This window comes from Bhargavaea massiliensis (assembly GCF_050480245.1).
Classification (GTDB): domain Bacteria; phylum Bacillota; class Bacilli; order Bacillales; family Anoxybacillaceae; genus Anoxybacillus.
The window spans coordinates 36,564-49,185 of the sequence record NZ_JBCNEQ010000031.1; the positions used below are offsets into that span (position 1 = coordinate 36,564).

The 12,622-nt window shown below is 44.6% G+C and carries 12 protein-coding genes, 1 rRNA gene and 1 riboswitch; of the genes, 1 reads left to right on the forward strand and 12 read right to left on the reverse strand.

The window, feature by feature from the left end; all coding sequences use genetic code 11:
* Positions 1-10: 10 nt before the first annotated feature.
* From purH to purE, 11 genes are all read right to left on the reverse strand, one after another.
* Positions 11-1,546, reverse strand: a complete 1,536-nt coding sequence (gene purH / locus ABEV15_RS07800) for a bifunctional phosphoribosylaminoimidazolecarboxamide formyltransferase/IMP cyclohydrolase (protein ID WP_498852872.1) — start codon at positions 1,544-1,546, stop codon at positions 11-13.
* Entirely contained in the window at positions 1,524-2,126 is a 603-nt protein-coding gene (gene purN, locus ABEV15_RS07805) for a phosphoribosylglycinamide formyltransferase (RefSeq protein WP_498852873.1), read from the reverse strand. The genes purH and purN overlap by 23 nt, the downstream gene beginning before the upstream one ends.
* A complete protein-coding gene (gene purM / locus ABEV15_RS07810; RefSeq protein ID WP_498852874.1) occupies positions 2,123-3,160 on the reverse strand; it encodes a phosphoribosylformylglycinamidine cyclo-ligase in 1,038 nt (345 codons plus the stop codon). Before purM ends, purN begins: the two co-directional genes overlap by 4 nt.
* Positions 3,123-4,550 (reverse strand): amidophosphoribosyltransferase, encoded by a 1,428-nt coding sequence (purF, locus tag ABEV15_RS07815; RefSeq protein ID WP_498852875.1) that lies wholly within the window; start codon positions 4,548-4,550, stop codon positions 3,123-3,125. Before purF ends, purM begins: the two co-directional genes overlap by 38 nt.
* Complete coding sequence (gene purL, locus ABEV15_RS07820; RefSeq protein ID WP_498852876.1) at positions 4,526-6,748, reverse strand: phosphoribosylformylglycinamidine synthase subunit PurL; 2,223 nt, start codon at positions 6,746-6,748, stop codon at positions 4,526-4,528. Before purL ends, purF begins: the two co-directional genes overlap by 25 nt.
* Positions 6,732-7,418, reverse strand: a complete 687-nt coding sequence (gene purQ / locus ABEV15_RS07825) for a phosphoribosylformylglycinamidine synthase subunit PurQ (RefSeq protein ID WP_498852877.1) — start codon at positions 7,416-7,418, stop codon at positions 6,732-6,734. Before purQ ends, purL begins: the two co-directional genes overlap by 17 nt.
* A complete protein-coding gene (purS, locus tag ABEV15_RS07830) occupies positions 7,415-7,669 on the reverse strand; it encodes a phosphoribosylformylglycinamidine synthase subunit PurS (protein ID WP_006323591.1) in 255 nt (84 codons plus the stop codon). Before purS ends, purQ begins: the two co-directional genes overlap by 4 nt.
* A complete protein-coding gene (gene purC, locus ABEV15_RS07835) occupies positions 7,657-8,379 on the reverse strand; it encodes a phosphoribosylaminoimidazolesuccinocarboxamide synthase (protein ID WP_498852878.1) in 723 nt (240 codons plus the stop codon). The genes purS and purC overlap by 13 nt, the downstream gene beginning before the upstream one ends.
* Positions 8,380-8,444: 65 nt before the next feature.
* Positions 8,445-9,740 (reverse strand): adenylosuccinate lyase, encoded by a 1,296-nt coding sequence (gene purB, locus ABEV15_RS07840; RefSeq protein WP_498852879.1) that lies wholly within the window; start codon positions 9,738-9,740, stop codon positions 8,445-8,447.
* On the reverse strand, positions 9,737-10,885 hold the full coding sequence (gene purK, locus ABEV15_RS07845; protein WP_498852880.1) for a 5-(carboxyamino)imidazole ribonucleotide synthase: 1,149 nt from the start codon (positions 10,883-10,885) through the stop codon (positions 9,737-9,739). The genes purB and purK overlap by 4 nt, the downstream gene beginning before the upstream one ends.
* Positions 10,869-11,357 (reverse strand): 5-(carboxyamino)imidazole ribonucleotide mutase, encoded by a 489-nt coding sequence (purE, locus tag ABEV15_RS07850; protein ID WP_429633370.1) that lies wholly within the window; start codon positions 11,355-11,357, stop codon positions 10,869-10,871. Before purE ends, purK begins: the two co-directional genes overlap by 17 nt.
* A 106-nt stretch (positions 11,358-11,463) precedes the next feature.
* A riboswitch (purine riboswitch) is annotated at positions 11,464-11,565 on the reverse strand.
* A 153-nt stretch (positions 11,566-11,718) separates the two neighbouring features.
* Between purE and ABEV15_RS07855 the strand changes: the two genes are divergently transcribed.
* Positions 11,719-12,108 (forward strand): Hsp20/alpha crystallin family protein, encoded by a 390-nt coding sequence (locus tag ABEV15_RS07855; protein ID WP_498852881.1) that lies wholly within the window; start codon positions 11,719-11,721, stop codon positions 12,106-12,108.
* A gap of 128 nt (positions 12,109-12,236) precedes the next feature.
* Here the strand turns inward: ABEV15_RS07855 and rrf are convergent.
* A 5S ribosomal RNA gene (rrf, locus tag ABEV15_RS07860) occupies positions 12,237-12,353 on the reverse strand.
* Positions 12,354-12,622: the final 269 nt, after the last annotated feature.

Genomic DNA, 12,622 nt, shown 5'->3' on the forward strand with positions numbered 1-12,622 from the left:
GTCGCCTCCCTTAATGTTTGAAATGACGGACTCCTGTAAATACCATCGCCATTCCATATTCATTTGCTTTTTGAATCGAATCTTCATCGCGAATCGAACCGCCCGGTTGAATAATGGCTGTGACTCCCGCTTGAGCAGCCACTTCAACTGTATCGCTCATCGGGAAAAAGGCGTCGGAGGCTAATACCGCACCGTTTGCCTTCTCACCTGCTTGCTCAATGGCGATTTTTGCCGCTCCTACACGATTCATTTGACCAGCACCAACACCGATTGTCATCCCATCTTTCGCTAACACAATCGCATTCGATTTCACATGCTTCACAACGCGCCAAGCGAACGTTAAATTCGCCCATTCTTCTTCTGTCGGCTGTCTTTCAGTCACAACTTGAATGTTCGCATCATCAATCGTGTATATATCTTCATCTTGGACAAGCAATCCGCCACGCACCGATACGATAAATGGCTCTCGTTTCCGTTCTGCTTGAAAATCAACAGTTAATAAGCGAATATTTTTCTTTTTCGTTAACATCGCAAGTGCTTGTTCTGTAAATGATGGGGCGATGACAATTTCTAAAAAAATGTCATTTAACTTCGCCGCCGTTTGCTCATCGACTTCGCGATTCAATGCTACAATGCCGCCAAAAATGGACGTCGGGTCGGCTTCATAAGCTTTTTGAAACGCTTCTGCAATCGTTTCACCGACACCAACTCCGCACGGATTCATATGCTTGACTGCTACCGCTGCTGGCTCAGTAAATTCCGCAACAATTTGCAACGCTGCATTTGCATCATTAATGTTGTTGTATGACAGTTCTTTTCCGTGTAGCTGCTTCGCTGCCGCAATAGAAAACGATGAGCTGAACGGTTTTTCATAAAACGCAGCGGTTTGATGTGGATTTTCGCCGTATCGCAACGATTGTTTTTTTACAAACGTCATTGTCATCGTTTCTGGATATGTTTCTCCGATGACATTTGTCAAATATTGCGCAATCATTGCATCGTATGCTGCGGTATGACGGAACACTTTAGCCGCTAACGCTCGTCTCGTCTCAAACAATACTTCGCCATATTGTTTTAACTGTTCAATGACTACATCATAATCGGCAGGATCGACAACAGCTGTGACGTAAGCATGATTTTTCGCCGCCGCTCTAAGCATGGTCGGACCGCCAATATCGATCTGTTCAATCGCTTCCATCAACGTCACGCTTGGCTTTGCAATCGTCTCTTGAAATGGATATAAATTAACAACGACAAAATCGATCGGCGTGATGCCATGCTCTTGCAGTTGCTGTTTATGTGTTTCGTCATCCCGAACAGCTAACAGCCCACCATGAATATTTGGATGTAATGTTTTGACCCGTCCATCTAAAATTTCTGGGAAGTTTGTGACATCAGAAATGCTTGTCACAGGAATTCCGTGTTCTGCTAATACACGCTTCGTGCCACCTGTTGAAATGATTTCCACTCCAAGCTCAGCTAGTTGCTTGGCGAATGTGACAATTCCTTTTTTATTTGACACGCTAATGATCGCTCGCTTTTTCATCTTCCGCCCTTCCTTTCTCACTTACCAGCTGCTGAATGACTTTCGGATACAATACATGCTCGATCTCATGAATACGACGCTCAACGCTTTCTAACGGCTCTCCATCATCAATATATAGCGCTTGTTGCGCAATAATCGGTCCGGTATCCATCCCTTCATCAACGTAATGTACCGTCACCCCTGTCACTTTCACGCCATAACGGTACGCTTGACCAATTGCATCTTTACCCGGAAACGACGGCAAAAGAGAAGGATGAATGTTTACAATTTTATTTGGGTACGCCTGTAAAAGCGTTGGTCCGATGAGTCTCATATAGCCCGCAAGAACAATCCAGTCGATTTCTTTTTGTTGTAGTTGTTGTAAAATCTCACGTTCAAACTGTTGTTTCGTTTCATATTGTTTAGGGTTAAAAACAAATACCGGCACGTGTTCACGAATCGCTCGTTCAATCACTTTCGCTTGCGGTCGATCACATACAAGAAGCGCCACTTCTGCTTGAATGTCTCCTTTTTTTACTGCGTCGACAATCGCTTGAAAATTCGTTCCGCTTCCTGATGCAAAAATAGCTATTCGCTTCATTCGATTTTTCCCCCAGCAAACGATACACCTACTCCTTCTTTTACCCGACCGATAATATACGCTCTCTCTCCGCACGATTCAAGCAATTGCACAACGTCTGGCACAACATCGCTATCGACAGCTAATACAAAACCGATTCCCATATTAAAAATATTAAACATTTCCGTTCGTTGTAGCTGTCCATGTTGCTGTAAAAAGTTAAAAATCGGCGGAATCGGCCATGAACCGTAGTCTATTTCGGCTTGTAATCCTTTTGGCAACATACGCGGAATGTTTTCGATAAAACCGCCCCCTGTAATATGTGCCATCCCTTTCACATGAAATTGTTTTAATGCTTCAAGTACCGCTCGAACGTAAATGCGTGTAGGCGTTAACAACTCCTCGCCAAGCGAGCGAGAAAACGGTTCATATATATGATTTAACTGTAAATGAGCATCTTTTATAATTTTTCTTACAAGCGAATAACCGTTGCTATGAAGCCCGCTCGAAGTCAAACCGATCAGCACATCGCCTGGAACAATCGTATCCCCTGTAACTACTTTCGCTTTTTCAACAACTCCAACCGCAAATCCAGCTACATCATATTCATCTTCACCGTACATGCCCGGCATTTCTGCTGTTTCCCCGCCAATGAGCGCACAGCTTGCTTCGACACAACCGTCGGCCATCCCCTTGACAATGTGCTCAATTTTTTCTGGCACCGCTTTTCCGCAGGCGATGTAGTCAAGGAAAAAAAGCGGCTCTGCCCCTTGTACGACAATATCATTCACACACATCGCTACACAGTCGATTCCGATCGTATCGTGCCGATCTAAAGCGAACGCAAGCATCAATTTCGTACCTACTCCGTCCGTCCCTGATACAAGCACAGGTTGTTTGTACCCGAGCGAAGATAGATCAAACATCCCGCCAAAACCGCCTAAACTTCCTAATGCACCCATTCGGGCTGTTTTTGCGACATGTTTTTTCATCCGCTCCACAGCTTCATAACCAGCTTCAATATTCACACCAGCTTGTTTGTACGCATGTGCCAACGTACTCTCCTCCTATCTTCGTCGGATATTGTCCTGTAAAGCAAGCTAAACATTGTCCGCAGTTTGGCGAATCTTTTGTCCGTCCAATCGCTTGCAAAAGCCCTTCTTGGCTTAAAAAAGCAAGCGAGTCTGCTTCAATGAGCTGGCGGATTTCCTCTATGGTATGGGTAGCAGCAATCAGCTCTTCTTTTGTTGACGTATCAATCCCATAAAAACATGGGTGCGTAATCGGCGGGGAGCTAATGCGCACATGCACTTCCGTTGCTCCTGCCTCTCGAAGCATGCGTACGATACGCTTGCTCGTCGTTCCACGCACAATGGAGTCATCAACCATGACGACTCGCTTCCCAGCGACGACCCCTCGAACAGGCGACAATTTCATTTTTACTCCTTGTTCCCTAAGTGCTTGCGATGGTTGAATAAACGTCCGTCCAACATACCGATTTTTAATTAGCCCCAACTCGTACGGAATACCTGTCGCTTCCGCATAGCCGATCGCTACTGAAATGCTTGAATCCGGTACACCGGTAACTACATCTGCCTCAACAGGCGCTTCCAAAGCTAGTCGTTTTCCGAGATTTTTCCGTGCTGTATGAATGTTAATGCCGTCCACATTGCTATCCGGGCGAGCGAAATAAATATATTCCATACTGCAAATCGAGCGGGGAACTTTAGGGGCGAAACGCTCAGAACGAATGCCTTGTTTATTAATCATAATGAGCTCTCCCGGCTCCACTTCTCGCTCATATGTGGCACCAATGACATCAAACGCACACGTTTCCGACGCTACAACGTACGCCTCGCCTAAACGCCCAAGCGATAAAGGGCGAAATCCATGTGGATCAAGAGCGATATACATTTCTGTTTCCGTTAAAATTAAAAAGGCAAAAGCGCCACGTAAATGCGACAACGCTTCTTTAATCCGTTCTTTTAAAATCGGTTCGCCACTACGCTTAATTAAATGAGCAAGCACTTCCGTATCAGAAGTCGTTTGAAAAATACTTCCTTGTTGTTCTAAACGAAAGCGCAACTCATCGGCATTTACTAAATTTCCGTTATGTGCAAGCGCTAAACTGCCGCCTTGGGAACGGAACAAAAGCGGTTGAACATTCGCATACCCGCCTCCGCCGGCAGTTGAGTAACGGACGTGGCCGATCGCAGCCATGCCCGTTAATTGTTCTAGTTCACCGCGACTAAACACTTCTGTGACTAAACCAAGTCCCTTATGAAATTGTAACGTTCCGTTGCCTTCGACAACAATTCCCGCTCCTTCTTGTCCGCGATGTTGCAAACTTTGCAGTCCGTAATACGTCAACGTTGCTGCTTCCTCATGTCCCCAAATGCCAAAAATCCCACACTCTTCATTTAATCCTTTGATTTCAGCAAGCATGGAATAGCTCCTTTCCATACGTTTCGCATTGTTTCTACTGGAACGTGGATGATACTCGTATCCTCATTCACCACATGAAGCATTTCATCGTTCGTCACTTCCCCAATACATATCGCTTGAACGAGCTGTTCAAACGCTTGACGATGTTCCTTTTTTACAGAAACGATAAAGCGTGATTGTGTTTCACTAAACAATTCCGCAGCAATATCACCGTCGATTGTCACATACGCTCCTAAACCGTTTGTGCTCACTAAACATTCCGCAAGCGCAATCGCCAAGCCACCTTCCGATATGTCATGCGCTGATGCTACTACTCCAGCTCGAATCGCGGTGAGAAGCTGTTGTTGTCGCTCTGCTTCCACATGTAAATCAATCGTTGGCGCTTTTCCAAAAATGCGACCTGTTAGCCATTTTTGTAGCTCGCTCCCACCAAATTCTTGCTTAGCTTCCCCAATGACATAAATCAAGTCGCCAGGTTGTTTAAATGCTTGTGTCGTAATATGACTAATATGTTCAACGACACCGACCATGCCGACAATTGGTGTCGGATAAATGGCTTCGCCGTTCGTTTCATTATAAAGCGATACATTTCCGCTAATGACAGGCGTTTCTAGTACACGACACGCTTCGCTCATTCCTTCTACCGCTTTTTCAAGTTGCCAAAAAATTTCTGGTTTTTCCGGATTTCCAAAATTCAAACAATCGGTAACGGCAAGTGGCTGAGCACCGGAACATACGATGTTGCGTGCTGCTTCTGCGATCGCAATTTTCCCACCGACTTCTGGATCTAAATATACGTAGCGAGAATTACAATCGGTTGTCATCGCCAGCGCTTTATTTGTGCCACGAATGCGTAAAACAGCTGCATCAGACCCTGGAGCAACAACCGTATTTGTTCGCACCATATAATCGTATTGTTCATACACCCATTCTTTACTTGCAATCGTTGGCTGACTTAGTAGCGCAAGCAGCGTTTCTTCGTAATTATCAACTGTCGGTATGTATTCCATCGCTTGGAACTCACGATAATACGCTGGTTCTTGCGAAGGCTTATGATACACAGGAGCATCTTTGGCAAGCGCATCAACCGGAATTTCAGCAACGACTTCTCCACGATGATACAATCGCAACATATGGTCGTCTGTTACGCGCCCAATCGCTTTCGCTTCGAGTCCGTATTTTGCAAATACATCTGCAATTTCTTGTTCACGACCTTTTTTGACGACAAGAAGCATGCGCTCTTGTGACTCAGATAACATCATTTCATACGGCGTCATCCCTGTTTCGCGTTGTGGCACGAGATCTAAATTCAGTTCGATCCCAGAACCTGCTTTGCTCGCCATTTCCGCTGATGAGCTTGTTAAACCGGCAGCTCCCATATCTTGCATCCCAACAAGCGCATCGGAATGAATGACCTCTAAACAAGCTTCAAGAAGCAATTTTTCCATAAATGGATCTCCGACTTGAACAGCTGGACGTTTTTGTTCAGATTGTTCCGTTAATTCTTCCGATGCAAACGTTGCTCCATGAATGCCGTCACGCCCCGTTTTCGCCCCGACATACATGACCGTATTTCCAACGCCTGATGCGATTCCTTTTTGAATATCTTCATGACGAATAAGCCCGACGCACATCGCGTTCACGAGCGGATTTCCTTCGTATACCGCATCAAATTGCACTTCACCACCAACGGTCGGAATGCCGACGCAATTTCCGTATCCAGCAATGCCCGCTACAACGCGCTCAAATAAATATTTCACACGCGGTGACGTTAATTCGCCAAAGCGAAGCGAGTTTAATAATGCAATTGGTCGCGCACCCATTGAGAATACATCGCGAATAATTCCCCCAACACCCGTTGCAGCTCCTTGGTACGGTTCAATCGCAGACGGGTGGTTATGGCTTTCAATTTTAAACGCCACAGCTAATCCATCCCCAATATCTACAATGCCCGCGCCCTCTCCTGGTCCTTGGAGCACATGCTTTCCTTCCGTTGGAAACTTTTTTAATACAGGCTTCGAATTTTTATAGCTGCAATGTTCCGACCACATGACAGAGAAAATGCCCGTCTCCGTATAATTTGGCGAGCGCCCAAGAATACGTTCCACCATCGCAAATTCTTCGTCTGTTAATCCCATTTCACGATATAATTTTTGCTCTTTAATCATTGCCGGACTTGGCTCAAGTAGTAACGACATGTGCGTCCCTCCAATATGTCACGATTGATTGAAACAGTTTTAATCCGTCTGCTCCCCCTAGCAACTCATGAACTGCTCTCTCAGGATGAGGCATCATACCAAGTACGTTTCCTCTTTCATTCACGATGCCTGCAATGTTGTGTAAACTGCCGTTTGGATTTTCTCCCTCGTACCGAAAAACAATTTGGTTGTTGGCAATGAGCTGTTGTAACGTTTGTTCATCACAATAATAGTTTCCTTCTCCGTGCGCAATGGGAATCGTAATGATTTCTCCCTGTTCGTATTGCGATGTAAACATCGTTTCGTTATTTTCGACACGAAGCTTTACCGGACGGCAAATAAACGTTAACGTATTGTTGCGTCGCATCGCACCTGGGAGAAGTCCTGCTTCAAGTAAAATTTGAAATCCGTTACATACACCTAAAATCGGCTTGCCTTCATCGGCTGCTTTTTTGATCGCCTTCATCACGTTAGAAAAGCGTGCAATCGCTCCAGAGCGTAAATAATCCCCATATGAAAAGCCGCCCGGCAAAAGAATGGCATCAAAATCATCTAAGCAATCCACATCATGCCAAACGTATTCAACTTCCTCCCCTAATTCATCTGAAATGGCATGATACATATCGACGTCGCAATTGGAGCCTGGGAATACAACGACCGCAAATTTCACTGAACGACAACCTCCTCAATCTCGTAGCGATAATCTTCAATGACGGTATTCGCAAGTAACTTTTCACACATCTCTTTCACAACTGCATCGATGTTACGATCACTTTTTTCGACGAGTAACTCCATAAACTTCCCGATTCGTACATCTTGCACTTCACGATAGTTTAAGCTATGCAATGCTCCTTTTACCGCATTGCCTTGCGGATCTAATACATTTTCACGCAATGTGACATACACTTTTACTTTGTACATGATAATCCTCCTAATCGTTGTAAAAGTTTCGTATATGTTTCTGTTAAGTCGCCTAAATCACGACGAAATACATCTTTATCAAATTTTTCTTTCGTGTGTACATCCCATAATCGACACGTATCTGGGGAAATTTCATCCGCCAACAATACCGCCCCCGTTTCATCTTTTCCAAACTCTAATTTGAAGTCGACAAGCTGTAAGTCACATGAACGAAATAAGGAAGTTAAAATGTCGTTAATGCGTAACGCCGTCTGTTTCATGTGCAAAAGCTCATCATGAGTGGCGAGCTGCAACACGGCAATATGATCTTCTGTTAATAGAGGATCGCCTAAGTCATCGTTTTTGTAGTAAAACTCTACAATCGGTTTCTCGAGTGCAGTTCCTTCCTCTAAACCGATTCGTTTCGCTAAACTACCGGCGACGATATTGCGGACAACAACTTCGAGGGGAATAATCGTCACTTGTCGCACAAGCTGTTCCGTATCCGATATTTTACGAATAAAGTGATTGTTCACACCCGCTTCATGCAACAAGAAAAATAGTAAACTCGTAATTTCGTTATTTAATCGTCCTTTTCCAGCAATCGTTGCTTTTTTTTCACCGTTAAATGCAGTTGCTTCATCTTTATATTCAATCCATAATACACGCTCTTCATTCGTCGCATACACTTTCTTCGCCTTTCCTTCATATAGAAGGCGTTGCTTTTCCATGTTCTCTCCCCCAGTTATACAGAATATTAGGAAATTTTCGTGTAAAGGTAAGGACGGCGCCTTACCTACTGCAAGCCAAGTCGCTCGAAAATCGTGTCGACATGCTTTAAGTGATAGTTGTAGTCAAAGCAATCAGCAATTTGATCCTTCGTTAAACGACTTGTAATTACTTCGTCTGCTTCAATTAACGAGCGGAACGGCACTTGTTTTTCCCACGCTTCCATCGCTTTCGGCTGTACGAGATCATACGCTTCCTCACGCGTCATGCCTGTGTCAATAAGCGCTAGCAACACGCGCTGAGAATAAATAAGCCCAAGTGTACGATCCATGTTTTTCTTCATGTTTTCAGGGAATACGGTCAAGTTTTTCACGATGTCCGTAAAGCGGTTGAGCATATAGTTTAAGGCGATCGTTGCATCCGGCAAAATAATGCGCTCGGCAGATGAATGCGAAATGTCGCGCTCATGCCAAAGTGGGACATTTTCATATGCTGTTAACATATAGCCGCGAATGACGCGCGCCATTCCTGTCATATTTTCTGAACCGATTGGGTTGCGCTTATGCGGCATGGCTGATGAACCTTTTTGCCCCTTAGCAAAAAACTCTTCCACTTCACGCGTTTCACTTTTTTGCAATCCACGAATTTCAACCGCAAATTTTTCAATCGATGTCGCAATTAAAGCGAGCGTCGCCATATAGTGCGCATGACGATCACGCTGTAACGTTTGCGTCGAAATAGGCGCAGGCTTTAAGCCAAGTTTTTCACATACGTACTGCTCAACAAACGGATCGATATTGGCATACGTACCAACAGCACCAGAAATTTTTCCAACGCGTACCGTTTCGGCTGCTTGCTTGAAACGTTCTAAATTTCGCTCCATTTCGGCATACCAAAGCGCCAATTTTAATCCAAATGTCGTTGGCTCAGCATGAACACCGTGTGTCCGCCCCATCATGACCGTATATTTATGTTCAATCGCTTTTTCTTTTAATACAGCAATAAAGTTTTCTAAGTCGCGCAATAAAATTTCGTTCGCTTGTTTTAATAAATATGACAATGCTGTATCAACAACATCGGTAGACGTGAGTCCATAATGCACCCATTTCCGTTCTTCTCCTAACGTTTCTGATACCGCGCGCGTAAAGGCAACGACATCATGGCGCGTCTCTTCTTCGATTTCTTTAATGCGCGCGATATCGAATGAGGCGTTTTGACGAATTTTCACAACATCCTCTTTCGGGATAACACCTAACTCGGCCCATGCTTCACACGCTAAAATTTCGACTTCCAACCAAGCACGAAAACGGTTTTCTTCCGTCCAAATCGCACCCATTTCCGGTCTTGTATAACGTTCAATCATACGTTCATCCTCCGATCTGTCCAAATCGCTAACTCGTCTATTTTTTGTTGCATCGCATCGACATCATTAGCTAACCACGTGATATGTCCCATTTTCCGCTTCGGCTTTGCTTCTTTTTTGCCATAGAAATGAACATGAGCGTCACGAAATTGAGCGATGTTTCGGACCACTGCATCGACATGTTCACCTAAAATATTGACCATAATTGTAGGCTTTAATAACTCGGTACTGCCAAGCGGCCAATGGCAAATGGCGCGAATATGTTGCTGAAATTGCGATGTGATACAACCGTCTATTGTATAATGACCTGAGTTGTGTGGTCTAGGGGCAAGTTCATTGATATACAATTGTCCGTCTTCTGTCAAAAACATTTCAACGGCTAACGTGCCAACTAGTTGGAACGTTTCGGCTAACTGTTTCGCATATGTTTTTGCCTGTTCCATGATTGGTTGACTGACTCGAGCTGGGGCAATTGTTTCATGCAAAATGTTCTCGCGATGAATGTTTTCTACGACAGGAAACAGCGCCATTTCACCAGAGACACTACGCACAACGATGATGGATAGCTCTTTTACAAACGGTACCCATGCTTCCAATACACACTCCCCATAAGCTAAAAGCGAACGCGCCGCATGTATATCATCTAAACAACGAATGACGACTTGCCCTTTTCCATCATATCCCCCACGGCACGTTTTCAACACAGATGGAATACCAATCTCTCGAATCGCTCGTTCTAATTCTTCTTCTTTTAGCACAAGACGATAAGGTGCAACAGGCAAATCTGCAGACTGAATAGCCCGTTTTTCTTTCCAACGATGTTGCGTAATAGCAAGCAGCTCGCTTCCTTGAGGCACATACCCTTTCTTTGCTAATCGATTCAACGCCTCCGCATCAATATTTTCAAACTCATACGTCACAACATCACTTACTTCGGCTAACTGACGTAACGCTTCCTCATCGCTATACGAAGCAACAATTTCAATATCGGCCACTTGCGCACACGGAGATTGAGGAGTCGGATCGAGTACCGCTACAAAAAATCCCATCTCCTTTGCAGCGATCGCCATCATTCTTCCTAACTGCCCGCCGCCAATAATACCAATCGTTTGCCCCGGGACAATCGTTTTAGTCAAGCTGATCACTACTTTCCATCACTTGTTTTCGAATCGCTTCACGTCGCGCACGTAACGCTTCCATATACGTTGGTTCATACGTTCCAAGAATCGAAGCAGCAAGCAGCGCAGCATTGATTGCACCTGCTTTTCCGATCGCTACGGTCGCAACTGGCACTCCTCCGGGCATTTGGACAATAGATAGTAACGAATCAAGACCATTTAGCGTTTTAGACATAACCGGAACACCAATAACAGGCAACGTTGTTTTAGCTGCTACCATTCCTGGCAAATGAGCAGCTCCCCCTGCCCCAGCGATAATGACTTTAATGCCGCGCTCTTCAGCTGTTTCAGCATACGTAAACATAAAGTCCGGTGTACGGTGAGCTGAAACAACTTTTTTTTCAAACGGAATATGCAATTCTTCTAATATATCACATGCATGACGCATCGTTTCCCAATCTGATTGACTTCCCATAATGACAGCTACAAGTGGCTGCATCCGTACTCACCTCTTTTTATAATCAGAAAAAAATCCAGAACAACGCCCCTCGACCATAAGGGAAAGCATCGTTCTGGACACATTTCGCCCATTGGGTGAAAAAAGCCAATAAGATCCTTTCCCTCATAGTCCAATAATTTACGGTTATTGGGTAGAGACTTTTGGGCCATATTCCCAAAATTATATGAGGGTTCAACAACGTATTCATTTATCTTCATCTTACCAGTCGTTTTTCAATCATGTCAACATAAAATCGAACATTTTTACACACAAAATAATTAATGTTCGGTTTTTACTTAAAAATCACCATTTCATCTTTTTCACCATATAGTAAAAAGAAAAAGAGAAAGGGGAGAAGCTTATGGATTGGGCAAAGCAATGGGAAGCGTTTTTTTCCAACCCATTTTGGAGCTCATCAAATGCTTTTTCTTCTCATTCTCCGGGCGTCAACATGTACCGCCGTGAAAATGAGCTGCTCGTCGTTGTAGCCATCCCTGGTTTAGAACATGTACATGATGCAGAAGTATATATTCACTATAATACGTTGGAAATAAAAGCAACTGTTCAATTACACTTCGAAGGATTTGAATTAATTGAAGAAGGGATTACACAAGGGCCATTTGGGCAAGTGATCGAGCTCCCTTTCCCTGTAGGAGAAAAAGTCGAAGCCATCTACGAAAACGGACTACTATTTATCCATCTTCACCGCCTCATTCCCGACCATATAAGAAGAAAAGTAGAGATTAAATAAAAAATGAGCTAACCGATACCGGTCAGCTCTTCACTATGGGGGAGAGGATTGTAAAAGCGTTAAACGCAAATACATGGACAAAAAAAGTTAGAGAACAAAACGGAGATGCCCTCTAACTTGCTATGTCCGCCCGGCAACGTCCTACTCTCGCAGGCGGTGTCCCGCCAACTACCATCGGCGCTGGAGAGCTTAACTTCCGTGTTCGGGATGGGAACGGGTGTGACCTCTCCGCCATCGTCACCGAGCAATATACAGAAGGATTATTCCTTCAAAACTAGATAACAGGACCGTTCTACGCTTTTCGTGATGTCTAGCTTCGGCTCCTAGCCCCTCGAATTGCTTCAGTCCTGCTGTGGCGGCAACAGCCTCCTCGCAGGCCTTTCGCATTCTTCGTGGCTGGACAGTCGCCTACGCTTTTCGTGATGTCTAGCTTCGAACTAACATCCTCCTACGCCTTTCGCTTTTTCCGTTCGACGTGCACGCACGTCTTCGTCAAAAGCTCTCGGCTCCGTCG

Bases quoted from the DNA above. Each gene is read 5' to 3' on its own strand.
- purC (WP_498852878.1), bottom strand. From the start codon at position 8,379: ATGGAAAAGCAACGCCTTCTATATGAAGGAAAGGCGAAGAAAGTGTAT.
- purB (WP_498852879.1), bottom strand. From the start codon at position 9,740: ATGATTGAACGTTATACAAGACCGGAAATGGGTGCGATTTGGACGGAA.
- ABEV15_RS07855 (WP_498852881.1), top strand. From the start codon at position 11,719: ATGGATTGGGCAAAGCAATGGGAAGCGTTTTTTTCCAACCCATTTTGG.
- purS (WP_006323591.1), bottom strand. From the start codon at position 7,669: ATGTACAAAGTAAAAGTGTATGTCACATTGCGTGAAAATGTATTAGAT.
- purL (WP_498852876.1), bottom strand. From the start codon at position 6,748: ATGTCGTTACTACTTGAGCCAAGTCCGGCAATGATTAAAGAGCAAAAA.
- purH (WP_498852872.1), bottom strand. From the start codon at position 1,546: ATGAAAAAGCGAGCGATCATTAGCGTGTCAAATAAAAAAGGAATTGTC.
- purF (WP_498852875.1), bottom strand. From the start codon at position 4,550: ATGCTTGCTGAAATCAAAGGATTAAATGAAGAGTGTGGGATTTTTGGC.
- purN (WP_498852873.1), bottom strand. From the start codon at position 2,126: ATGAAGCGAATAGCTATTTTTGCATCAGGAAGCGGAACGAATTTTCAA.
- purE (WP_429633370.1), bottom strand. From the start codon at position 11,357: ATGCAGCCACTTGTAGCTGTCATTATGGGAAGTCAATCAGATTGGGAA.